Source organism: uncultured Fibrobacter sp. (assembly GCF_946062555.1).
Lineage (GTDB): Bacteria > Fibrobacterota > Fibrobacteria > Fibrobacterales > Fibrobacteraceae > Fibrobacter.
Map to the genome: position 1 here is coordinate 68,491 of NZ_CAMGVQ010000008.1, position 24,305 is coordinate 92,795.

Sequence of the window (24,305 nt, forward strand, 5' to 3'; positions counted from 1 at the left end):
CTATTTCTTCTTTTTCTTGCTTTCGAGCCATTCGTCGAAGGTGATGCTGCGGTCGATGACTCCGTTCGGGGTCAGTTCGAGCACGCGGTTCGCAATCGTCTGTACGAATTCGTGGTCCTGGGAGCAGAAGATAATTGGGCCCTGGAAGGCGGTGAGGCCGTTGTTGAGGGCGGTGATGGCTTCCAAGTCCAGGTGGGCGGTGGGTTCGTCCAGCAAGAGGCAGTTCGCGTTGCTGAGCATCATGCGGCTGAGCATGCAGCGCACCTTTTCGCCACCGCTAAGCACGTTCGCGCTCTTGAGGGCTTCTTCGCCGGTAAAGAGCATACGGCCGAGGAACCCGCGGATGAAGGTTTCGTCCTGTTCCTTGCTGTACTGGCGCAGCCAATCCACCAGGGAGAGGTCGCAACCGAAATAGGCGTCGTTGTTCTTGGGGAAGTAACTGTAGCTGATTGTGTTGCCCCACTTGAGCACGCCATCGGGTGCCTTGGTTTCTTCGGCGATGAGCTGGAAGAAGGCGGTCTTGAGGGTGTCGTATTCACCGACGAGGGCCACTTTGTCGCCACTGTTCAGGCTGAAGTCTAAGTTCTTGCAGATGATGCCGTCGCCGCCGTCGATGGTGGCGTTCTTGACTTCTAGCACGATCTTGCCCGGTTCGCGGTCCATCTTGAAGTTGACCCACGGGAACTTACGGCTGGAGGCCGGCATTTCTTCGACGGTCATCTTGTCGAGGAGCTTCTTGCGGCTGGTGGCCTGCTTGGCCTTGGCTGCGTTAGAAGCGAAACGGCGGATGAACGCCTTGAGTTCTTCGATCTTTTCTTCGGCGCGGCGGTTCTGGTCCTTGCGCTGCTTCTGGGCGAGCTGGCTAGCTGCATACCAGAATTCGTAGTTACCACCGTAAATGTTGATCTTGCCGTAGTCGATATCGCAGGTGTGAGTGCAGACCGCATTGAGGAAGTGACGGTCGTGGCTCACTACGATCACGATGTTTTCGAAGCGTTCCAGGTAGTCTTCGAGCCAGCCGACGGTTTCCAAGTCCAAGTGGTTCGTCGGTTCGTCGAGCAGCAGAATGTCCGGGTTGCCGAACAGTGCCTGGGCGAGGAGCACGCGCACCTTGAGGCCGGCGTCCAAGTCGGCCATGAGGCTGTAGTGGAATTCTTCGGGAATGCCGAGGCCCTTCAAAAGCACTGCGGCGTTGGAGTCGGCTTCGTAACCGCCGATTTCGCCGAAGCGGGTTTCGATTTCCATGGCCTGCATGCCCTGTTCTTCCGTCATTTCGGGGAGCGCATAGAGTTCGTCGCGTTTCTTGCCCAGCTCGTAGAGCTCGGGGAAGCCCATCATGACTGTTTCGAGAACGGTGTTCTGTTCGTAGGCGAAGTGGTCCTGCTTCAGGACTGCGATACGTTCGCCCGGGTCCTTGGTGACTTCACCGGTGTTGGGTTCGAGTTCGCCCGAAAGGATTTTCAGGAAGGTGGACTTTCCGGCGCCGTTCGCACCGATGACTCCGTAGCAGTTGCCGCGCTTGAAGGAGAGGTTCACCTCTTTGAAGAGGACGCGGCTACCGTATTGAAGACTGACATTAGAGACGTTGAGCATATGAATTTATAATCGTTTTATTTTGTCATTCTGAGCGAAGCATCGAAGATGCGGAGTCAATATACAAAACTTAGCAATTTATTGTTTTAGTTTTGTTATCCACTATGTGGAAGAATCTAGGTTGAAAAATTTTTTAGATCCTTCGACGCGCTTCGCTTGCTCAGGATGACACCTTGGTTAATTCTGGTTAGCCTTTTCCAACTCGCGGGCGTTGATGATGAGCATCTGCAGGCGGTTTTCGATGTTCGCGAAGCTCGTATCCGGGTCGTAGTCGAGGCTCAAAACCTGGATATGCGGGCAACGTTCCTTCACAGCCTTGGTGAGGCCGCGGCCAGAGATGTGGTTTGCAAGGCAGGCGAACGGCTGCAGAATGATGTAGCTGTTGATTCCGTGCTTCGAGTTGTACAGGATTTCGCCCGGAATCATCCAGCCTTCACCCGTGTTGTAGGTGGGGTCGATGATATCGGAGACGTAGTCCTTGAGTTCCACGCAGTCGGCGTGATGTTCGTACAGCTTGAACTTGTGCATGGACTTGCGAGCGGTTTCTACAGCGTGCGTATAGACCTTGCTGGTCACGCCGCCTTCCAGACGGTCCATCATCGGGTTCGCGGAGAATCCGCGCTTCAGTTTTTCTTCGCGCACCACTTCGTCGACGCGGAAGAAGTCCGTCATACCCGGCAGGTAGACTTCCATGCCGTTGTTCATCAGGTAGTTTTCTACAAAGCCGTTTGCACTCGGGTGGTAGTTCATCAAGATTTCGCCAAGCACGGCAACGCGCGGCTTGCGGATGCCCTTCTTGCGTTCTTCGGTGATTTCGATACCGTTGAATGCTTCGATGCACTGTTCAAAGACTTCGATGAGCTTGGAGGGGCGCACGAGCTGCATGGTGGAGAGATGGCCTGCAACGCCAATCACCTTCGGCATCCATTCGTCGTAAACCTTCTGGGTGTCGCCGGCGTTCACTTCGTACGGGCGAACGGCACGGTACATGGTTTCGATAGCGTCCATGGTCACCAGGCCCCAAAGCATGTGGAGTCTAAAGTCGAGACCCAGCTGGAAGCCCGGGTGCATGCCCTTGTAGTCCACACCGGTGGTAATGATGGTCACATCCTTGAAGCCCGCTTCGTCCAAAGCCTTACGGGCGAGTACGGCGTACTGCACGGCGCGGCAGTTTTCGCAGTTCTTGGCAAGGCACATGGAAACCTGGTTCTGCGGAACTTCGGGGTGGTCGACGAGCCAATGGAGCGCTTCGCCGATGTTCACTTGGCAGGGGAAGCAGATGTCGTTATGCACGTACTTCTTGCCGAGTTCGATTGCCTTCTTGTCGGCGACCGGCAAGTATTCGGCGATGAACCCTTCGCGCTTCATGTATTCGCTGGCGAGCACGGAGAAGGCGGGGGAGAGGTTCGGCGTCAGAATGCGGCGACGCTTCTTATCTTCGGCCACAAACGGCGTATGGAACAGCGGTTCGTTGCTTTCGGGCTTGTCGGGCAAGTTTGCTGCACGGCGTGCCCTTACCGTTTCGATAAAGCTCTTGACGCGGATTCCCACGGGGCCGCGGGCATCGCCTTCGTCGAGCTTGAGCATGAGCATTTCCTTGTTGGAATCAAGGTGCAGCATGCGCATCATTTCGTCGGTCAAAATCGAGTCGTGTCCGCAACCGAAACTTACGATCTGCGCAAGTTCGATGTTCGGGTCCTTCGCCGCAATCATGGTGGCACCAATCATGCGCAAGTGGAAGGTGTTCTTGATTTCGATACGGGTGTGGCTCGGCACATCCTGGTCGTACACGCCGGGGAGCGATTCGGTGGTGAGCACCGGAATGCCCATGGCGGTAAAGTGGCTTGCGATGTTGTGGTTGATGAGCGTGTCCGCATGGTAGGGGCGGCCTGCAATCACCACGGCAAAGGAGTTCTTTGCGCGTACGTCGTCAAGGATCTTCTGGCCTTCTTCCAAAAGCGTGGTGCGGTAGTTGTTGAGTGCCTTCTCGCCTTCGGTAACGGCCTTGTCCAAAAGCTTCTTGTCGAGCTTCCAGTTTTCGTGGAACCAGTCGATGGTCTGGCTTCTGCGGAGTTTGGCGTTGAACCAGTGGAAAATCGGCTGGTCCATGGGAACGCCGTAATTCTTTTCGGGCTCGTCGGTATTCTTGCACACGTTCGGGTAGGCCTGCACCACGGGGCAAACGGACGTTGCCGTGAACTTGGTGTGGTCACTGGGGATTGCAACCATCATCGGGAAGAAGATGCGATCGACCTTCTTTTCAATGAGGCTGAGCACGTGACCGTGCACGAGCTTTGCCGGGAAGCAAACCGTGTCAGATGGCACGCTGTGGAGGCCTGCTTCGAACATCTTGTAGTCGCTCTGGCGGCTTACCACGACTGTGTAGCCGAGGCTTGTAAAGAAGGCCTTCCAGAAGGGGAGAGAGGCCCAGAATTCGAGCACGCGGGGAATACCGATGGTCTTGCCGTTGTTTTCGACGAGCTTTGCCGGAGCGTAGTCCTTGACCAAGAGCTGGTTTGTGCGCTTGATCATGTCGGGCACGGCCTGCATCTTCTTGTTGATTTCGGCGATGAGCGCCTTGGTCTTCGGGTCGTTGGGGTCGGCGGTGACTTCTCCGCGTTCGCAGCGGTTACCCGTCACGAAGCTTTGGCCGTCGCTGAAGGTCACGATGGTACGCGAACAATGGTTGGTGCAGTACTGGCAGAGCTGACCTGGCTGGTTGTGCCAGCTGAAGGTCTTCATGGCGTCAAGCCCGATAAAGCGGCTCTTGAGTTCCGGTTCGGTCTTGCGCTTTTCTTCCATGAACTTCTTGGTCAAAAGAGCGATACCGATCGCGCCCATTTCGCCCGGACGTTCGGGACGAATAGGCTTTAGGCCGGTGTACTGCTCGAAGGCGCGGAGAACGGCGTTGTTCTTGAAGGTTCCGCCCTGCACCACCACCTTCTTGCCCAGGGTGTTCAGGTTACGGATACGGATCACCTTCGTAAACACGTTATTGATAATGGAGCGGCAGATACCTGCGATAATGTCTTCAGGCTGCTTGCCGTCGCGCTGTTCCGTGATGATGGAACTGTTCATGAACACGGTGCAGCGGGAACCCAGCTGAGAGGGGCTCTTTGCGTTGAACGCGAGTTCTGCAATCTTTTCCATCGGAATGCCGAGGCTGCGGGCATATGTTTCGATAAACGAACCGCAACCGGAAGAGCAGGCTTCGTTCAGAATGATACCCGTGACCACGCCGTCCTGCACGGAGATGGCTTTCATGTCCTGGCCGCCGATGTCCAGGATGAAGCTTACGTCGGGGCAGATTTTCTGGGCGGCGTTGGCGTGGGCCACCGTCTCCACCGTGTGGAAGTCGGCATGGACGGCCTTCGCAAAGAGCTGTTCGCCGTAGCCGGTTGTTCCTACACCCAGGATGTTCAGGGTGCAGCCGTATTCCTCGTAGCGGTCGCTGAGTTCGTTGAGGGCGTTCTTGAGCACCTGCAGCGGTTCGCCGTTGTTGCTCGCGTAGAAACCGTCCACGATGTTTTCGTTCTCGTCCATGAGCACGAACTTCGTGGTGGTAGAACCCGCGTCGATACCCAGGTACACGTTGAGCGTAGAGCCCGATACGGGCTGCGGGTAGTGGTTGCCGGCCATCTTGTGTTCTTCGAGGAACATCTTGTATTCGGTTTCGTTCTTGAAGAACAAGTCGGCAGCGGCCCTGGCCTTGTTTTCGGCCTGGCGGGTTTCGTTAAAGTGGATGAGTGCGTCGAGAGAGCCTTCCTTGCGGTAGAAGCATTCCTGGTCGGCAAACATGGAGCCGAGAGACAGGGCTGCACCCATGGCGACGAGCACTTCGGAGTGTTCCGGCACAATGGCCTGTTCGTCGTTAATGCCCAGGCGTTCCTTGAAGGCGCGAACAAGCGTCGGGTTGAACGTGAGCGGGCCACCTTCGAAGATCACGGGCGGCTTGATTTCCATACCCTGGGCAAGGCCACCGATGGTCTGCTTCGCGATGGCATGGAAGCTGGAAAGGGCGATATCTTCCTTGGCAATGCCGTTGTTGAGCATCGGCTGGATGTCGGTCTTGGCGAACACGCCGCAACGGCCCGAAATTTCGTAGACCTTCTGGCCACGCTTGGCAAAGCCTTCGAAGGCTTCGGTCTTGATGCGCAGAAGTTCGGCCACCTGGTCGATAAAGGCTCCGGTACCGCCGGCGCACACGCCGTTCATACGCATGTCAGAGGCAATGAGCTTGCCGGTGGTCTTGTCTTTTTCGAAGAACACCACCTTTGCATCTTGTCCGCCGAGTTCAATGGCGACCCTGGATTCCGGGTAGGTTGCACGTACAGCAAGGGCGTTTGCCACGACTTCTTGCACAAAGAAGGCGTGGGTGGCTTCGGCGAAGGGCTGACCGCCACTGCCGCAGAAGGCGACCCTGAAATTCTTATCGGGGAAAAGTCCGTGGGCCTCGCGCAGCACTTCAAAAACCTTCTGTGCCTGCATGGCGTTGTGGCGCTGGTAGGTATAATGCAAAAGCTTGTTGGTCTCTGGATCGACAACCGCGATCTTCACGGTGGTGGAACCAACGTCCACGCCGACCCATAAATCGTTCTTCAAATTGCTCATAGTGGGCACAAAGATAGAAAATTGTAAACTTTTTAAACTGCTTTTTATCAGCTGAAATTGCCGAAAATCAAGAAAATGAAAAAAACGACTCGCAAAACGAGTCGAGTTAGCGAGGCCGAGGTCGCATCTAGCAAATCTCGATTTGGGAACCTCTAAATTACCTGCATCAGCCGCTTTTTGGCGGGGCCTTCGGGCAGTTCCAGGAACAGTTCCTTTGCAAATGCCTTGGTGAGCATTGCACGGGCCTTGTCGGAGGGAATTCCGCGACTCGTCAGGTAGAACATCTGATCCTTGTCGAGTTCGCCCACGGTATTGCCGTGCGTACATTCCACGTCGTCGTGGTAAATCTTGAGCACCGGTTTCACCGAAACGCTCGGGCCGTCGCTCAAAAGAATCGTATTTACCAGCTGGCTCGAATTCACCTTGCTGCAACTGTTGCCCACGACCACCTGGCCGTCGTAACTGGCGTAAGCGTTTTTGTCAAGAATGTTACGAACAAATTGCGTACTCGCCGTTTCAGGGGCGTTGTGCAAAATCGTCAGGCGCTGGTGCTTGGAGGCTGTACCCTTCAGAATGTTCAGGCTGCGGTAATCGAAGTTGGCGTCTTCGCCGTTCAATTCGACGCGTGCACTGATGCGACCAATGCCTGCATCTTGCAAGACGTTTGCAAAATGCACGGTCGAGTGTGCTGCTTGCTTGATGTTGAAATGCCTAAAGGTCAGCGGCAAGTCGTTTGCGGGGTTTGCAAAAAAGATTTCGAGTTCGGCACCTTCGGCAACATTGATGTCGAAACGTTCTGCGCAAATTTCGTGCATCACCTTGTTGTCAAGGATTTCGATGCTTGCCTTCGCATTCTTGCCGATGTTCAAGACCGTGCGGCCGAAGTCGTTGTTGCACTTGAGCATCGCCATTTCATTTTCGCCGTCACCGATTGTCTTTACGAGTTCACGGGCGTTGCATACAATCGGCAAAAGGGCGGCGAAGTCTTCTTCGTATGCGAAGTCTTCGTTGCTGGAGCATACGTCTGCAATGCGGCAATTTTCGTCCGCACTCAGAATGTTCGGAATCTTGTTGACCGGGAAAAACGTCCACAATTCGTTGTTGCGACGCGGCATTCCCAACTGTTTAATGCGGGTAATGGCGTCCATTAGTTTTCCTCGATCCAGTCGTAGCCTTGTTCTTCGAGCTTAAGCGCAAGTTCCGGGCCGCCGCTCAGGATGATTTTACCGTGGCGCAGCACGTGCACGTAAGTCGGCTTGATGTAGTCCAAAAGCCTCTGGTAGTGCGTTACCAGAATCACGGCCTTTTCGGGCGACATAATCTGGTTGATTCCGTGAGCCACAATGCGGAGAGCGTCAATGTCGAGGCCCGAGTCCGTTTCGTCGAGGAACGATACCTTCGGGTCCAGAATCGCCATCTGCAGAATTTCGTTGCGCTTCTTTTCGCCGCCGCTAAAGCCGTCGTTCACGCCGCGGTCGCGGTAACGGTCGTCCATTTCGAGCATGGCCATCTTTTCTTCGCAAAGCTTCTTGAAGTCGGCGTCGGCGAGCGGTTCAAGCCCCTGGTAAGCGCGCTTGGAGTTGAGCGCCATCTGCAAGAATTCCACGTTGTTCACGCCCGGAATTTCGGTGGGGTACTGCGTGCTGATGAAGAGGCCCGAATTGGCGCGGTCGCAGATTTCCATCGAGAGCAGGTCCTTGCCGTCGAGAGTCACGGAACCGTCGTTCACGGTATAGGCGGGGTGGCCTGCGATTACCTTTGAAAGCGTACTCTTGCCAGACCCGTTCGGGCCCATGATGGCGTGAACTTCACCCGGTTTGACTTCCAGGTTGATACCCTTCAAAATCTGGGTTCCGTCTTCGATACTTGCTTTCAGGTTCTTGATGGACAGCATATTACCTCCGGCGCTTTTTGCGCTAGAATCAATTTTTACGGCACAAATTTAGAAAAACTTGCGGCCAGTGTCATATCAATTTTTCTTATAATCAGACGAACGGTTTACCCGAAGTCGTCAAAGTCTTCGTTGAAGTTCTCGTCGCTGCCGTAGGAGTAGGCTTCCTCGTCGTCATCGGAGGGCGGGGGAGGCTCGAAACCTTCGGGCGGTTCGTCATTGTTTGTGTGCGGCTCGCTTGTGGCCATTTGCTTATCGGCATATTCTGCAGGGGTCTGCTGGGGTTGCGGGGTGACAAACGGTGCTGCACTGGGTTGCGCATTTTGCTGTGCTGTTGCGGCAGCTTGCGTGGGAATGGACGGAGTGACTTCGGTCTGAACGGGTTCGCCGTTTTGAATGGCGACCTGGAACTGCATCAGGGGAGTCCTACTGCGTACCACCTGGTCTGCAAAGGCGTCGATGTTGATTTTTTCGGCGTTGAACAGGTTGTTCAGTTTCTGCATTCCCTGCGTAAACTTGGACATCTGCATACGCACCGAGACGGCCTCGTTGGTGTTCAGCGGAATCTGGTGCTTTTGACGGTCGCAGAGCTTGGTCGAAAGAACGGTGAGAGTCTGGTAGAACTCCACGATTTCCTGGGGCGGTTTCCACTTTTCTTCGGGAAGTCCTTCCAGGAACAGCTTGAGCGTGGGCGACACGTTGTTGTAAAGCAACTGGGGCGACATAGCTCCTGTTTCGGCGTACAGGGCGATTGCGGAATTCACGAATTCTTCGACCACCGGAGATTCGAACATCTGGATTCCGCTTGCGGCCCAGTCCATGTCGAAGTATTCCAGGGCGCGGTCCATCAGCGTCGGGTTGCGGAGAACCAGGTTTGCAAAGCGGATTTCCATCGGAGGAATTGAAGACCAGTTTAGGGTTGCCGCCTGTTCCAACTGCGGGATGACCTCTGCGTTTTCGCCGTTTGCGTTAGGTGCGCCGTTTCCGTGGGCGGGGCGACGTTCATCAAAACTTTTTTGCGGCTTCAGGGCCTTTACCTGCGAGAGTGAACGGTCCGTGTTGAATCGTTCCGAAATCAGTTTCACGTACTGGTTGCGCAGTTCGTGGTCGGGGATGCTCTTGACGAGCGACTTCGCGAAGGTGACGAGCTTTGCGCGTTCTTCGGGGCTTTCCATGTCGCGGATTCGCATCAGGTAAGAAAGCCAGTCCTCGGATCCCTTGAGTGCTTCTCTGAACGCATCTGCTCCAAACTCGTTTACAAAGTTATCGGGGTCGATCTTGGTCCCGTCTGGGCGCGAAAGTGCAAAAATGCGTGGAGCGATTCCCTTGGGGAGTACGATTGCTAGGCTGTTGAAAGTCGCTTTTCTACCTGCCTCGTCACCGTCGAATACAAGGTATGCCTTTTCGGCGTAGCGGGCGAGAATACCTGCGTGCAGCTCGGTAAGTGCGGTTCCCGAGGCGGCCACCACATTGGTGACGCCGCCCTGAAAAAGGCTGATCATGTCAAAGTAGCCTTCGACAATAATCACTTCGCGTTCTTTGGCGATACTTTGTTTGCTATGGTACAGCCCAAAAAGAATGTCTCTCTTGAGATAGAGCTCTGTTTCGGGGCTGTTCATATACTTGGCGTGGCTTTTTCCAGAGAGGTCGCGGCCGCCGAATGCAACGATGATGCCCGACATATTCTGGATGGCGATCATCAGGCGGTCACGGAACTTGTCCGAGATGCCTCCATTTTCCTTTTGGACGGCAAGTCCCGCTTTCACGCAGTCCAGCGGCGAAAAACCGTTCTTCACGGCGTATCCGATAAAGCCTTCGCGTCCGTCGGGCGCGTATCCGATATGGAATCGCTTGCGAGTCTCGTCGGTAATGTGACGGCTCGAAAGGTATTCGAGAGCCTTGGGAGAACGTGAAAGTTCCTGTTCGAACCATTCGCAGGCGAGTTCATTTAGCCTGCGGACCATGGCGCGTTCTTCGGTCTTTTCGTTGTTTTCGGGGGCACCTAGCTGGGGGAGGGCAAAGCCGGTAAAATTGGCGACCCATTCAACAGCTCCCTTGAAGTCCATCTTTTCGTGTTCCTGTACAAACTTGAACACGTCGCCACCCGCGCCGCAGGCAAAGCACTTGTAAATGCCGAGGCTCGGGTTTACGTTCATCGATGGGCTGCGGTCGTCGTGGAAGGGGCAGACGCCCAGGAAGCGCCCGTTACCCGAACGTTTCAGCGGTACAAAATTCTCGATGACCGATGCGATGTCCGCATGGGCCTTGAGCTGCTGAATGATTTCGTTTGAGTAGAACGCCACGGGTGCTAATATAAAAAAATATTTGCTATATTGCACATCCGTATATCATATAGGAGCGCTTGATGGCAAACATTGTAGATGGTGCAGTTCTTGATCGTGAATTAAACCCGGAGCAGGCGGCGGCTGCCAAGAAAATTGACGGGCCGATGCTGATTTTGGCGGGTGCAGGTTCGGGAAAGACGCGTTGCATTACCTATAAGATTGCCCACCTCGTTTCGCAGCACGGGGTCGAGGCGGACCGTATTTTGGCGGTGACGTTTACGAACAAGGCCGCGCGTGAAATGAAGTCGCGTATCCAGAAGTTACTTGATTGTAATATGAACTTCAGCTGGATGGGGACTTTCCACTCCGTGTGCCTGCGCCTGTTGAAGCTTTGCCTTTCGAAGGAATCGGTGGTGGCCGCCATGGGCGGTCAGTGGTACGATGGCAATTTTTCGATTTACGACGACGACGACCAGAAGCGGATCCTCAAGGAAATCTTGAAGGAAGACCTGGGCGACAACTTTGAAGCCTCCGAAGTCAAAAAGTTGCATGCGGCAATTTCGAAGTACAAGAATACCATTTTGAACAAGGGTGGATTTGCGCAGTTGCAGACGCCAGATATCGCGCTTGAAATGGCGACCTTTGCCGACGAAGAAAAGCGCGCGAAGTATTATGCCGAATACCAGAAGCGTCTCAAGGAATCGAACGCGATGGACTTCGATGACTTGCTATTCAACACCGTTTATATGTTGCAGAAATTGCCGAAACTGGCTGATCAGTTGGCTCAGCGATTCCGTTATGTGGTGGTGGACGAATACCAGGATACCAACGACGTCCAGTATGAATTGTTGAAATTATTGATAAATGAACAAAAAAATGTGACGGTGGTGGGCGACGACGACCAGAGTATTTATGGCTGGCGCGGCGCGAACATCAAGATTATCCGCAACTTCCACCGTGACTTTGCCCCGGTGACGATTGTAAAGCTTGAACGCAACTACCGCTCCACGGCGAACATCGTGAAGGGCGCAGGTTCCGTGATTGCGCACAACATCCGTCCGCAAGAAATGCAGAAGAATGTGTTCTCCAAGGAAGATGCGGGCGAACTTATTCATGTGCGCCACTTTATGGATGACCGTGGCGAAGCTTCTGCTATTGCCGATACGATTGCGAAGGCTGGTCCCGATTTTTATGCGAAGACGGCGGTCTTCTACCGCACGAATGCGCAGTCCCGCGCCTTGGAAAAGGCGCTGAATGACCGCCGCATTCCGTCGGTGATTTTTGGCGGCATGCGATTCTGGGACCGCAAGGAAATCAAGGATGTCCTCGCGTACTTGCGCCTCTTGGCTAACGAAAAGGACGATGCCGCCTACCTGCGCGTAATCAACACGCCGCCGCGAGCCATCGGCAAGACGACCGTTGAAAATATCTTGGAACGTGAACGCAACGGCGAAGGAACCTTCTGGGAAAACTTGCTCGCCGAAGCGAATGGCGTGGGCCGTACCGCCCCCAAGCTCAAGGGATTTACGGACCTGGTTCTTAACTGGAAGGCGCTTGTTGCCGCGGGCGAAACTCCGCTTCCCATTCTTGCGGAACGCATCATTAACGACGTGGGCTATAAGGAATTCCTGCGCAAGGAAGATGAGATTACCGCCGATGAACGCATCGGCAACTTGGACGAAATGGTGAACGCCATCCGCGAATTCGACGAAGAACATCCGGGGGCGACTCTCGATGCCTTCCTTCAGGATATTTCGCTCCTTACCGATGCAGACAAGAAGGTGGATAACTCGAAGGGCCAGGTGACGCTCATGACGATCCACATGGCGAAGGGGCTCGAGTTTAATACCGTGCATATTGCGGGCTGCGACGAAGAAATCTTCCCGCTTATCCGCATGTCCTCGATGATGTCGGGCGCCGAGATGAACGAGCAGATGGAAGAAGAACGCCGCCTTTTCTACGTGGGTTGTACCCGTGCCGAAAAACAGCTGTACCTTTACCACGCGGAACGCCGGTTCTTCCAAGGAAACATTCGCCCGTTCGCGCCGTCGCGTTTTCTGAAGGAACTCGATCCGTCCGTTGTGGATTTCAAGCCTTGCTTTGATTCAGGCTTTGGAGGTGGCTTCGGTGGAGACGACTTCAACCAGGATTTCTCGGGTCAACATTTCTCGCGTCCGCCGCGCCCGAACATTCCGCCCAGTTCCCCGCGTAGACCGTCGGGTAGCTTTGGCGGCAGTTCTTCACGCCCGAACAACTTCGGCTCGCACGGCTTTAGCCGGCCTTCTATCCCGAATTCCGTGAAGAAGAACGACAAGCGCATCGTCTACCGTAATCCGATCAAGGTGGCGGCTCCGCCTAAGCCCGCGGAAGCGTCCGGCCCGCGTGTAGTCTTCGACGAATTTAGCGAGAATCCGTTCCATCCGGGAGTCCGTGTACGCCACTCCAAGTATGGCGTCGGGACGATTGTCAAGTGCTATGGCTCGGGCGACAATGCCCGCGTGGATGTCCGATTCGGTAACGATCCGACGATTCGCACCATTATTTTGAAGTATGCGGCGCTGCAAATAGTCGGTTAACTCGGAATGCGGAATCCAGAATTCGGATTTTTAAGCTGAAAATTATAATTCCGAACTTCGAAATCTGAAATCCGAATTGATTATGCAACTCAGAGTTGCTTTTTGGGCTAGATTATTTGCTATTTTGTGGTCGTAAGAAAAGAGGTTTTATGCTCGAACGTGAAGAAGTTTTGAAGCTCGCGAAGCTTTCTAGGCTCGAAGTCGCCGAAGAAGATATTGAATCCGTGAAGGGTCACCTGGACAAGATGCTGAACCATCTGGACGCCCTTAAGGTCCTGAACCTTTCTGACGTGGAACCGATGACCGCCGTCGAAAACGGTGCGACGATTCTCCGCGAAGATGTCCCAGTGCAGGGTTTCTCGCTCGAAAAGGCTTTCATGAATGCTCCGGCGGTCGAAAACGACCACTTCGCCATTCCGAAGGTGATTGGCGGCTAGTTGCGAATCTGCTTTGGGGTGCGGAATTTTATGGCTGTGCATTGCATAGTTCCAGCCCGTATGGGGTCGTCCCGTTTTCCCGGAAAGCCCCTGGTTAAAATTCTCGGCAAAGAAATGATCGTGCGCACGATGGAACGTGCGGTACGGGCGGAATGTTTCGACCGTATCGTCTGCGCGACCGATTCCGAAGAAATTGCCGGGGTAGTCTCTCGGGCGGGATTTGAGTTTGTGTTGACGGGGCCTGCCGCTACGGGGTCCGACCGTGTGGCTTCTGCGGCGCAGGCGCTTGGCCTGGACTTGGTGGTGAACTTGCAGGGGGACGAGCCCCTGGTGGAACCCTCCGTTCTCCGTGATGTGGCGTCGGCACTCGAAAGTCATCCCGACGAATGGGTGACGGTCGCGTGTCCGCTGAATCCGGCCGAGGCTGAACTGAAGACGGTCGTCAAGGTTTTGGTGAAAGGCGATTATGCGCTGGATTTTACCCGGTCGGTAGCGGTTGAGGACGCTTCCCGCTGGTTCCAGCATCAGGGCATTTACGCCTATTCTAGACGGTGCCGGGATGAGTTCTCGTCTTTGCCGCAAAGTGAAGTGGAAAAGGAACGCTCCCTGGAACAGATGCGTATTTTGGGCAAACGCCCGATTCGCATAGTCCAGAGTCCGTATCCGTCCGTTTCGGTGGATGTACCTTCTGACGTGGCGACCGTCGAGGCTGCCCTGACGAGGGCAATTTAACAATAACTGGTGGTCGAGGGTAACCATGGAGGTTATCCTATGAATGGTCCCGAGAAAAACGTGGTCCGGCTTGCACTCTGTCTGCTGGTCCTTGGAATAGTGATGCGATATTTGCCTTGGGGGCTTCCCTCCATCGACACCTTCGAGGTGGGGGACGCCCTGATTGTGCCCGCCGATTCGCTAGCCTTGAATGCGGGAGGAAATCCCTCACCCGATTCTGTTGTGTCAAAAATTGACACCGATAGATACTCCGTCGGGCAGAATCTTCACGAAAAACATCCCAAAATGAGAAAAACGGCACCAAAAGTGGCTTTGCCTATCCATATCAATACTGCTACAGTAGAGGAACTTTGCGCCCTGAAAGGGGTCGGCCCGAAGCTTGCGGAGAAGATTATTGCGGCCCGGGAGGCCTATGGACCCTTCAAATCGGGTGCAGATTTGCAAAAAGTGCCTGGAATTGGTAAGAAAAAATTGGAAAACATGATTTCCGGTGTAAATTTTGATTAGTTTTAGGGTGTACATTTTTACATAAGTCGTTGATAATATGAGTGATACGAAGATTTACATGGGTGTCGAAGTGGGGGACGCAAACCTCAAAGTGGCTCTTGTGGATAGGACCGAACGTCGCGTTCTCAAGACGGCCGTCTTGGATACGGAGACCAGTCCGCTCGATGACGTTTACACTTTTGAATCGGCCGTTCAGAACTGGTTGGAATACTGCCAGATTGAATCGGTCGATGCCGTGTCGGTTTCGATCCCTGCCTTTAGGTCCATTGTTCGTCAAGTTTTTGTCCCACCCGAGGCGGCAAAGAACATGGACGACTACATCAAGTGGTATGTCTCGCTGATTACCAATGCCGAGGCGAGCGCCTATATCATCGACTATCAGATTTTGAGTGGCGAGGAATCGCTTGGCTTTACGGTCATGCTGATTGCCGTGCGTGAAAAGTGGGTTGACAACCTGCGCAAGGGCTTCCGTAGCAAGATGCTTGCTCCGAAGGCGATGGATGTCGACGTGCTTTCGATCATGAATCTTGTTGATTTTGCGGAAAACGTGACTGAACTGACCTGCGTGGTGAAGGCTGACTACGCCGGTGTGACGCTGCTCTGGCTCACCAAGGATAATCTCCAGGCGCTCCGCTGCGTCTCGACGCTTTCGTTGGTGAACAAGACTCCGGAAGAGGCTTACCAGTTCCTGGTGTCGGGTATTGCCGAACAGATTCGTGTTGCCCAGGAAGAAAATGCCGCCATCGTGACAAAGCAGATCAGGCTTTGCGGCGATATGGCAAATGACATAATGTTCGTGGAGGGGCTTCGACAGAAACTTTCGGACTGTCAGGTGATTCCGATGGATTCCTTCTCGAACCTTAGACTGCCTACCGAGGCGGAAGATTCTGCCGCTGTGCTTTCTTGCGCCGGTGCGATTGGCGCTGCCCTGAATGTGATGGAGGGTGTATGATTCATTTGAATTTGATTGATGCCGCTGAACGTCTGGTCGAAGCGGAAAACGTCGCTCCGGTCAATGTGACGAGCATTGCCGACTTGCAGAAGAAGTCTCGCAAGAAGGCCCTGACGGTGGCTCTGGCCGCCCTGTTCGTGGTTGTGGCTTTCAGCTGCTTCTTGAGTGTTGCTGGCGTTCCTGCTCCGTTGCAGGGACTTCTGCCGGCCCAGTATCTGTCTTTGATCGGTGCGGACGATCCTAGCCGCTCTGCTTTGATGATGGGCGAAGGACAGCGGACTTCCGCCGGTGGTTCGCTTGAAGCTCAGGCCGCTGCGGCCGAAGCGATCAAGCGCGCCCGCGATGCCATTACGGTGAAGCAGGTCGTGGGAGAAATCAATCCGCAGGTCCTGTTCAACAACAAGCGTGCGGATTACAACTCCTTCTTGCCGCTTGAAAAGCTTTCTTTTCAGAAGGCCGCGGTCGGACAGTTCGTTGCGTTCCTCAATACCACGACTCCTGATGATGTGGGTTTCTCGGATTGCATCTTCCAGGCTCCGAACTATTTCTACCTGCGTGGCGTAGCTGCGAAGTCTGAATCCCAGAAGTCTTTCTTGGAACGCATTCGTGCGGTGAGTTCCGACTTCAGGACTCCGCCTCTGCCTGAAAACGCTCCGGCGACGGACATTACTGCTTTTGGTAAGTACAACGTGAATAACGTGAACATGGCGTCGGTATCGAGTTTTGTTCCTGCTGCGGAAGTGGCTGGCGAAGTCAAGGCTCTCAAGACGCTGGCATCCACAAGCAAGGTTCAGTTGGCCGGGCTGGACAAGCCTGTTATCGAAGATTTCGGCGTCTACAAACGTTACATGTACAAAGTAACGTCCTCGTCGGACTTCAGTGACCTGCAGGCGTTCTTGGTGGCCTTCTCGGCTTCTCCGGTGCGTATGGGTATCCAGAACATCGAACTGAAGCAGGCTAAGCGAGACATGTTCTCGACGACACGATTCGAAATGTTTGTTGTCAAGTAGCGGAATATGCCTATTCGCATTACCGGTGGACTCATGCGGGGAAGGAACGTTCCTTCTCCGGATACTTCCAAGACTAGACCGACGGCTTCCCGTACGAGGGAAGCTCTCTTTAATATCTTGCAGGGAGTCGAAAATTTCCGTGTGCTTGACCTTTTTGCGGGGACGGGCATTATGGGAATTGAGGCTCTCAGCCGCGGTGCTGCAAGTGTTGTTGCCGTAGAAATGGCTCATGCCCAGGCGCGGTTGGTGTTACAGGCGTACAAGGCGCTTTCCTTGGAATCTAGACTTACTTTGTTAGAAAAGAACGCTCTTGCGCTCGACAAGGATTTACTTTGTGCAAACGAGGGGTTCGATTTGATTTATGCCGACCCTCCGTTCAAGGATATGGATTATCCTGACCTGCGACCCTATTGGGAATGGCTGAATCCGGGTGGTGTAGCCGTGTTCGAAGCGCCGAGTCGTAATTTGCCTGCATGGGTCAAGGAATCGGACGAGGCGGGAACGGTACAGGTTCGCCGCTACGGCGAATCGTCACTTGTGATTTACAGGAAGTAGACTGAAGACGGAAGGAAGTAGATTTTTTTTGAATAAAAACTTCCTACTTCCAATTTCTGACTTCCTACTTTTCTAAATTGTAGTCATGAAGAAAATCGCCGTATTTGCAGGGTCGTTCGATCCGTTTACCTTAGGGCACCTCGATATCGTGAAGCGCGCCGCAGCGTTGTTTGACAAACTTTATGTGCTTTTGGCGGTGAATGCTTCCAAGAAATGCTACTTCGACGAGGCTACCCGCGCCGAGATGGTGCGGAAGGCGGTTGCCGGGCTTGCGAATGTGAAGGTGGAATTTTTTGACGGCCTTACGGTGGAATTCATGAAACGTGTCGGAGCGAATTTCCTGGTGCGCGGAATCCGCGGGGCTGCCGATGTGGAATACGAACAGTTGGTTGCCTGGAACAATAAGAACCTTTACCCTGAATGCGAAACGGTTTTCTTGTCTAGCGCACCGGAACACTTGATGGTGTCTAGTACCGTAGTGCGTGAACTATTGAAAGTGGGAATTGGCAAAACAAAGCAGGGCAGTGCAAAACTTGCAAAATATGTCCCTGAAGATGTACTTCCTTTATTAATAACATCAACTATTGATTCCTCAACTCAGTCATTCTCGACCGAAGGGAGGGAATCCAGCGCTGGATCCCGTCTCCCCTCCGCCTTGCTCCGAGGATGACACGCTCCAGGATGACACAATAATTATGAGACCTTTTAGATTTTTACCTAAAGTTTTGCGAGTCCTGCTGATTTCTAATGCAGTCATTTTCGGCCTTGCGTTCATTGGCGGCAACATTCTCGGGTTGCACCTGAATTTGCCCGGCCTCGGTTATGGTAGCATTTCCGAATACATTGCCTACTTTGGTGCCTTCTGGCCGTTTGCCCCGGAGCAGGCTTGGCGCTTTGTAACTTACATGTTCGTGCATGTAGATTTCTGGCATTTCCTCTTCAATATGCTGATGCTCTGGATGTTCGGTAGCGAAGTGGCCGATATGATGGGGACAAAGCATTTTTCGGGAATGTATTTTTTCTGCGGAATTTTTGCGGCGGTGTTCAGCTTGGCCATGTTCTGGCTCGGTATGACGAATAGCCCGATTATCGGGGCTTCGGGAGCCTTGATGGGAATTTTCGTGGCGTACTACAAGTTCTTCCCGAACCGGATGCTTTTGATGTTCTTCTTTTTCCCGATGCGAATCAAGTACGCGATGTGGTTCATGGTCGCGGTAGACGTGTTCATGGCGCATTCGGGAGATGGCGTGGCGCATTTTGCCCATTTGGGCGGTGTCGTAGGCGGATTCCTTTATATGCATTTTTACGAACGTGGTTTCGGGAACCTCGGTAAGGCTTTTGAAAAAATGCGTGGCCCAAAGTTTACGGTGCATCAGGGCGGCCGTTCCGAAAGCAAGCCGCGTGAAGATTCCGATGCCATCGAGGGTGAAGTTTTTTATGTGGACGAAAACAAGCGGCTGGATGAAATCCTGAAGAAAGTCAATCGCGAAGGAATCAACTCGCTGAACGAGTCCGAACGTCAATTTCTATTACAGACGAGCGAAAAGTTGCGCCGCCGCCGAGGAGGCTTCTAATGAAGAAAGTTTTAGGTATGGGCGCATCCCTTGTCGATATTTTGGCCAATGTAGATGATGCCTGGATTGCATCACAGGGCGTGCAGAAGGGTGGCATGAACATGGTGGACTGGCCCCAGATGGAAAAGTTCCTGGGTGCTCTCCAGAATCCGCTGCGCGTGCCGGGTGGTTCTACCTGCAATACCATGGTGGGCCTTTCGCGCCTGGGTGGCAAGGCTGCCTTTATCTCGAAAATTGGCAACGACGAACTGGGTGACATTTTCAAGAAGCACTTGCAAGATAACGGTGTGGAATCGAAGCTCGGTCTTTCCGATGCCGCTACCGGTTGCGTTTTTAGTGCAGTGACGCCCGATGCGCAGCGTTCCATGTGGACTTACCTGGGAGCCTCCGATTTCCTCGCTAGTGACGACTTTGTACCGGCCCTTTACGATGGCGTAGGCCTGCTGTATGCCGAAGGCTACCGCGCCTTTAATGCCGACTGCTTCAAGAAATCCTTCACCTTGGCCCGCAGCCTTGGTGTAGAAACTGCTCTCGACTTTAGCAGCTTTGGCGTGGTGGAAGCCTGCCGCAAACTCTTTGACGAACTCTTTGCTGAAAAAATGATCGATATCATCATCGCAAACGAAGACGAAGCTTACGCCTATGCGGGAGTCAAGGAAGAAGCCGCTCTCGATGTGCTTGCCAAGACGGCGAAAGTTGCCGTGGTGAAAATCGGCAAGCGCGGCGCCCTGATAGCGAAAGGTGGCAAGGTGGTACATGTGCAGGCGGGCCCTGCCAAGGCTATCGATACCACCGGTGCCGGCGACTTGTGGGCGTCGGGATTCCTGTACGGCTACATGAACGGCTGGGATATGGAACGCAGTGGAAACCTCGGCAGCGTCGTGAGTAACGAAGTGGTCCAGGTGATGGGCGCCCAGATTCCCGAAGACGGCTGGATGCGCATCTTGGCTGCTCGCGGCTAGTGTATTTTTCCATTTTGAATAAAAAATTAGGCTAATTTGTCCGTCAAGCGCTACGTGGGTTACGAAACAATCAAGCCCTTCCGTAATAATGTAAATCTGAGCTTGCCCTATTCGATTACGGTTGCGTGTGCCAAAACGACGAACAATGTGTATAAGTACGCGGTATGGGACAAATCGGATGCTATTTGGACTTTGAATGCAGAAAAAGACTACGCGACTTTTATCATGGATGTCAATGCGTTTCAGTTCCCCCGACTATAACGCATCGAATTCGTACCATATCCTGGCGATGAGAAAGGGCTAGATTCCTGTAAATGACGCTTACATGTCGAGTGAACTTTTGGTGTCTAGGACTTTCGAACTCCAATTTGATTGGTGGTATACGATTGCTGCATATAAGATTGAGACAACAGGAATGAATGAGCAAGGCCAGGCATTTGTGACTGAATCCTGGAGAATGCGGTATTCCAATACAATGGATTCTCTTTCGTCAGTTAAAAACACTGTCGAAAATTTGAATCTTCCGGATTCTGTTACGAAAATTCAGATCCATCAATTCCATGTTGTCTTGACGGATCCGAATAAGAATCAGCCGGTTTTTTCTTCTGAGGCTTTGTCTTCGAGTGAAGCCGCTTCGTCTAGCAGCGTAGTCTCTTCTTCGTCAGAAGAAAAATCCTCTAGCAGTGACGTTTCTAGTTCGTCCGTGGAAGAATCGAGCTCGTCTGAAGGAACGACCGCGCTTGGACGCCTCGATGTTGCTCCGCGTGCATTCAATGCCCGCGAAATTCGCAGACTTGACGGAACACGAATCAAGGCAGGCGAAGCGCTTGTACCAGGCGTGTATTACGTGAAGGGCTTGGACGGCCGTTGGAAAAAACAAGTCGAGTTGCCGTAATAAATCAAGTATTGATAATGAATGATGAATAATGGTTTTTAACATTATTCATTTTTCTTTTATTGATTGGGTTTTGTATATTTGAACTATGATGCGTGTTGCTAAAATTCTTGCAATTTCTCTTATGCTTTGTGGTTCGTTTGCTATGGCCGAAGATACTGTTGTTCCTTCACAGATTTCGACTGCAGAGACTGAATTGAAACAGGAACTTGCCGTGCGTGACAGCATCATGCAAGTGCAGGATAACGCTTGTACCGTAGAAAAGGATTCCTTGCGGGCAGTGATTGATACGGAAAAGGCAAAAAGTGAAAACTGGGAGAAAAGTTACAATACCGTCAAGAAAGACAATGAAACTTGTGCACGGATGCTCAGTACATCGATCGAGGTGAACGAAAAGAAAAAGGAAAAAGAGGATGAAGAACACCGTAATGCGGCGATGATGACATCGTCTTCTTTCTTGGGGGGTATCGGTATAGGACTCCTGATTATGTGGCTTATTATGAAGTGATTGGGGTTACTTTTTTGAGGCGAGAATGAATAAGTTTATAGCTGTTTGTGTGAGCCTGCTTTTGTGCGCAGGCTTTTGTTTTGCGAAGATGAGGGCTTCTTTGGCGGGGCCTTTCCAGTGGGGGCATTCACTTGCTCCGCTTACGACGATTTCGATGAAAACCGCCGAGATATCGGCTTTTATGCCTTCCAAGAACAAATTGTTTGTGGTGGGCGATGGCGGTGTGGTTGAGGTGGTTGATTTAAGCAATCCTGGCGTCGCCAAGAAGATTTCCGAAATTTCGGTTCAGGGAAATGCCTCTAGCGTGACAGTCCATAATGACCTGGTCGCGGTTAGCATGCTTGAAGTTGAGGAATGGCGCGAAGGCCAGGTGCAGGTGATGCGCTACACCGACAGCCTCGAAGTGCTTGGAGTGTACAAGGTCTGCAGCCAGCCGGACATGATCAAGTTTACGCCCGATGGCAAGAATTTGCTGGTGGCTTGCGAAGGATCGCCTAGCCTGGATTTTGCGGTAGACCCCGAGGGTGGTGTTGCTTTTTTGTCGGTTCCCAAGGCAGATGCCGAATCTTGGAAGACTGCGGAACTTACTGTGGCCGGCTTTGACCATCTCGACACGAATGCGCTGAAAAAGGCTGGCGTACGCGCTCCTGGAAATCAGGGCTTTTTAAAGTCGCTGGAACCGGAATACATTACGGTGTCTGACGATTCCAAGGTGGCGTGGGTGAGCCTGCAAGAAAACAATGCCATGGCTATTATTGATGTTCCCGCCAAGAAAATCAAGAAGGTTTTCCCGCTGGGTTTTGTGGACCATTCCAGAAATGGATTCTCGCTGGATGCCGTCAGTGACGGTGAAATCAATATCAAGAATTATTATCCGCTGCGTGGATTGCGTCAGCCCGATGGCATTGCTTCTTTCATGGCGGGAGACAGACACTTTGTGTTGACCGCAAACGAGGGCGCTCCTGTCAATGATTACAAGGCCTGGACCGATGTGACGAATCTGTCTGCGCTTAAGGAACAGGGCCGTTTAGATGAAACCGTTTTTACGGAAAAAATAATGACGGAACTGAAGGATTTGTCTGTCAGTTCGCTGGAACGCTGCGATGAAGGCAAATTCCGCACGCATAATGGCAAGTGTCCTTACGCTTATACGTTTGGATCTCGCTCCGTGAGTGTTTTCGATGGTGAAACGGGAAAACTCATTTGGGATTCCGGTGAAATGTTTGAACGTGTCTTGGCTAAGATTGCACCGGAATATTTCAATTGGAATTCCAAGAAGGGCAAAGTGAAAATGGACAAGCGCAGCAGTGACAAGGGCTGCGAACCAGAAAACGTCGCCGTGGGCGAGGTGGGCCGTCGCCGCTACGCCTTTGTCGGCTTGGAACGCACCAGCGGTATTGCTGTTTTTGATATTACCGAACCGGAAGCGCCGAAGTTGGTGGATTACTACTTGGATCCGCTGGACCGCGGCCCCGAAGGTGTTTTGTTCATTTCGGCAGATCAGAGCCCGCTCGCGGATCAGGCGCTGCTTGTCGTCGGCTACGAATACAGCAAAACACTGACGATTTATACGGTGAAATAATTCGGAATTCAGAGTTCAGAATTCAGAGTTGAAAATAATTCCGAAATCCGAATTCCTAATTCTGAATGACCTGCTCGGGCCACGGGTGCTTGGGGTAGCGACCGCGTAACTCTTTACGCACTTCGGCATAGGTGTTTTGCCAGAATCCGGTCAAGTCCCATGTTTTTTGGATGGTGCGGAAGTTCGGTGCCAGAATGTCGTAGCGGACTTTTAATTTTCCATCGGCAATCTTGTGCTCGCCGCGGAGCTGCATCAAGTCTTCGATGCGGGCCGAGATTTCCACAAGAACGCCGTCGATGCTTTGTACGGACTTGCCGTCGTCGGTGATGGCGACTTCTTTATAGCTGTAGCGGGCTCGCTTGCCGTTGGGGAGCACGTAATGATCGGGGAATGTTTTTCCGAGCCATTGCAGCATGGACTTGCCAAAGTATTCTTCGACAATGCTCCTGTAACGGTCTTCGTTAATGTCGCGGAGCAGGAACTTGCCGTTTGCGAATTCATCGAAGATGAGTTCCATGTCTTCTTCGTTGAATTCGGGCAGTCCGTATTCCGGGTAAAGTTTGGCGGCAAGGCGCATCTTGATGAGCTGCGTCTGGACGGATTCGGTCAGGAACTTGCCGCTCCAGTTTTCCTTTTCGATTTTTTCTCGCCATGCATCAACGGTAAGTTTCTTGAGTTCTTCGAGAACCTTAGGCGAAGCCTCTTGCGTGAGGATTTCTTTGCGGGAAAGCTCGGTGGTGCTGCCGTCGGCGTTTTCGGATTCGCTGATTTCTACACCGGTGAATCTTTCTTGACCGCTGCGCCACAGGAGCTCGTAGCGGGTCTTGGCGCTTTCTCCGCCGAGAAGTTCCTTGGCGATAGGCGTGTATAAATTAACTTTAAGTTCCGATTTGCTACCGCCGCCGGTGCGGAGCATGCTGAGGGCGAGAATCGCATATGGTGCTTCTGCGACCTGCAGACGAATCACGTTCTGGTTGGCGAGCTTGTAGGCGTTGCCGCTCGGGGTCGCGAGCCTGTCGGGGAAGGCCTTGAGTAGACTGTGAATCGTGAAAGATGAGTCATTCTGGAGCCTGGGGCGACGGAATCCATCTTTTAAATGTTCTGGATTCCCTTCCTCGCGTTGCTCGGTCGAGAATGACTGTTTCGTGAAATTTTCCCTATAATCCCGCAGCTGTCGGAGAGTGAAACTCACTTCGCGGGGAATGTTGCGGCTTCTTGATAACGTATCGCTTGCGAGAGTCAGAATGTCGTAGGCGACTTTGGCCTTCTGCAAGAATTCGGTGCCGGAGTGAATCCAGGCTAGTGCGGCGAGAAGTAAGTCGGGAAGGTCGGTTTTGCTTTTTGCCGATGCGAGGAGCAGCGCGAGCGGAATGCTGGAAACGGGTGTGCGGATTGCCTTGAGGCCAAGTTCGGTGATGGCGCCGCCCTGGAGCAGTCCGAATTTTTCGAGGAGTGCGGTCGCCGTCTTTTCGCGAGCTTCCGGAATCGCCGTCGGAAGATTCAAAACGTCATTGCGCGTTGCGCCATGACAATGCGGCTCGGCAATGAGCCCGCAAGCGGTCTCGCTGCACTCGCCTTTTACGTCATTGCGCGTTGCGCCATGACAATGCGGCTCGGCAATGAGCCCGCAAGCGG

General features: G+C 53.0%; 20 protein-coding genes. 14 read left to right on the forward strand and 6 right to left on the reverse strand.

Annotated elements, in window-relative coordinates:
- From Q0P86_RS03850 to dnaG, 5 genes are all read right to left on the reverse strand, one after another.
- Nucleotides 1-1,593, reverse strand: coding sequence for an ABC-F family ATP-binding cassette domain-containing protein (locus tag Q0P86_RS03850; RefSeq protein WP_072978194.1), 1,593 nt, complete (start codon nucleotides 1,591-1,593; stop codon nucleotides 1-3).
- A gap of 177 nt (nucleotides 1,594-1,770) precedes the next feature.
- Nucleotides 1,771-6,204 (reverse strand): acyl-CoA dehydratase activase, encoded by a 4,434-nt coding sequence (locus tag Q0P86_RS03855; protein WP_295037593.1) that lies wholly within the window; start codon nucleotides 6,202-6,204, stop codon nucleotides 1,771-1,773.
- 152 nt (nucleotides 6,205-6,356) lie between these two features.
- Complete coding sequence (locus Q0P86_RS03860) at nucleotides 6,357-7,352, reverse strand: SufD family Fe-S cluster assembly protein (RefSeq protein ID WP_295037596.1); 996 nt, start codon at nucleotides 7,350-7,352, stop codon at nucleotides 6,357-6,359.
- A complete protein-coding gene (gene sufC / locus Q0P86_RS03865; protein ID WP_295037598.1) occupies nucleotides 7,352-8,098 on the reverse strand; it encodes a Fe-S cluster assembly ATPase SufC in 747 nt (248 codons plus the stop codon). Before sufC ends, Q0P86_RS03860 begins: the two co-directional genes overlap by 1 nt.
- A gap of 104 nt (nucleotides 8,099-8,202) precedes the next feature.
- On the reverse strand, nucleotides 8,203-10,398 hold the full coding sequence (gene dnaG / locus Q0P86_RS03870; RefSeq protein WP_295037600.1) for a DNA primase: 2,196 nt from the start codon (nucleotides 10,396-10,398) through the stop codon (nucleotides 8,203-8,205).
- 62 nt (nucleotides 10,399-10,460) lie between these two features.
- On the opposite strand from dnaG, the gene Q0P86_RS03875 reads away from it, so the two are divergent.
- The 14 genes from Q0P86_RS03875 (at nucleotide 10,461) to Q0P86_RS03940 (ending at nucleotide 22,670) form a co-directional block, all read left to right on the forward strand.
- Nucleotides 10,461-12,956: an ATP-dependent helicase gene (locus tag Q0P86_RS03875; protein ID WP_295037602.1), complete on the forward strand. Its 2,496-nt coding sequence runs from the start codon at nucleotides 10,461-10,463 to the stop codon at nucleotides 12,954-12,956.
- A gap of 149 nt (nucleotides 12,957-13,105) precedes the next feature.
- A complete protein-coding gene (gene gatC / locus Q0P86_RS03880) occupies nucleotides 13,106-13,393 on the forward strand; it encodes an Asp-tRNA(Asn)/Glu-tRNA(Gln) amidotransferase subunit GatC (RefSeq protein WP_295037604.1) in 288 nt (95 codons plus the stop codon).
- Nucleotides 13,394-13,423: 30 nt separating this feature from the next.
- Entirely contained in the window at nucleotides 13,424-14,125 is a 702-nt protein-coding gene (locus Q0P86_RS03885) for a 3-deoxy-manno-octulosonate cytidylyltransferase (RefSeq protein ID WP_290996674.1), read from the forward strand.
- 39 nt (nucleotides 14,126-14,164) lie between these two features.
- Nucleotides 14,165-14,632 carry a ComEA family DNA-binding protein gene (locus tag Q0P86_RS03890; protein ID WP_294111303.1) on the forward strand — a complete coding sequence of 156 codons (468 nt, stop codon included), beginning with the start codon at nucleotides 14,165-14,167 and terminating at the stop codon, nucleotides 14,630-14,632.
- 37 nt (nucleotides 14,633-14,669) lie between these two features.
- A complete protein-coding gene (pilM, locus tag Q0P86_RS03895) occupies nucleotides 14,670-15,584 on the forward strand; it encodes a hypothetical protein (protein WP_295037606.1) in 915 nt (304 codons plus the stop codon).
- The gene (locus Q0P86_RS03900; RefSeq protein ID WP_291023836.1) at nucleotides 15,581-16,594 is read left to right on the forward strand and encodes a hypothetical protein; all 1,014 of its coding nucleotides are present in this window, start codon (nucleotides 15,581-15,583) and stop codon (nucleotides 16,592-16,594) included. Before pilM ends, Q0P86_RS03900 begins: the two co-directional genes overlap by 4 nt.
- 6 nt (nucleotides 16,595-16,600) lie before the next feature.
- Entirely contained in the window at nucleotides 16,601-17,149 is a 549-nt protein-coding gene (gene rsmD, locus Q0P86_RS03905) for a 16S rRNA (guanine(966)-N(2))-methyltransferase RsmD (protein ID WP_294111299.1), read from the forward strand.
- Nucleotides 17,150-17,234: 85 nt separating this feature from the next.
- Complete coding sequence (gene coaD, locus Q0P86_RS03910; RefSeq protein ID WP_290996667.1) at nucleotides 17,235-17,819, forward strand: pantetheine-phosphate adenylyltransferase; 585 nt, start codon at nucleotides 17,235-17,237, stop codon at nucleotides 17,817-17,819.
- 25 nt (nucleotides 17,820-17,844) lie between these two features.
- A complete protein-coding gene (locus tag Q0P86_RS03915) occupies nucleotides 17,845-18,723 on the forward strand; it encodes a rhomboid family intramembrane serine protease (protein WP_290996666.1) in 879 nt (292 codons plus the stop codon).
- On the forward strand, nucleotides 18,723-19,685 hold the full coding sequence (locus tag Q0P86_RS03920; RefSeq protein ID WP_295037610.1) for an adenosine kinase: 963 nt from the start codon (nucleotides 18,723-18,725) through the stop codon (nucleotides 19,683-19,685). The genes Q0P86_RS03915 and Q0P86_RS03920 overlap by 1 nt, the downstream gene beginning before the upstream one ends.
- Before the next feature lie 36 nt (nucleotides 19,686-19,721).
- Entirely contained in the window at nucleotides 19,722-19,946 is a 225-nt protein-coding gene (locus tag Q0P86_RS03925; protein ID WP_295037612.1) for a hypothetical protein, read from the forward strand.
- Nucleotides 19,947-20,010: 64 nt separating this feature from the next.
- On the forward strand, nucleotides 20,011-20,580 hold the full coding sequence (locus Q0P86_RS03930) for a hypothetical protein (RefSeq protein WP_294111295.1): 570 nt from the start codon (nucleotides 20,011-20,013) through the stop codon (nucleotides 20,578-20,580).
- Nucleotides 20,581-20,668: 88 nt separating this feature from the next.
- On the forward strand, nucleotides 20,669-21,088 hold the full coding sequence (locus tag Q0P86_RS03935) for a hypothetical protein (protein WP_290996660.1): 420 nt from the start codon (nucleotides 20,669-20,671) through the stop codon (nucleotides 21,086-21,088).
- A gap of 25 nt (nucleotides 21,089-21,113) precedes the next feature.
- On the forward strand, nucleotides 21,114-22,670 hold the full coding sequence (locus Q0P86_RS03940) for a choice-of-anchor I family protein (protein WP_290996658.1): 1,557 nt from the start codon (nucleotides 21,114-21,116) through the stop codon (nucleotides 22,668-22,670).
- A 55-nt stretch (nucleotides 22,671-22,725) separates the two neighbouring features.
- On the opposite strand, the gene Q0P86_RS03945 is transcribed toward Q0P86_RS03940, so the two are convergent.
- Nucleotides 22,726-24,305 (reverse strand): ATP-dependent helicase C-terminal domain-containing protein (locus tag Q0P86_RS03945; protein WP_295037616.1); only part of this gene is annotated, 1,580 nt, incomplete at its 5' end.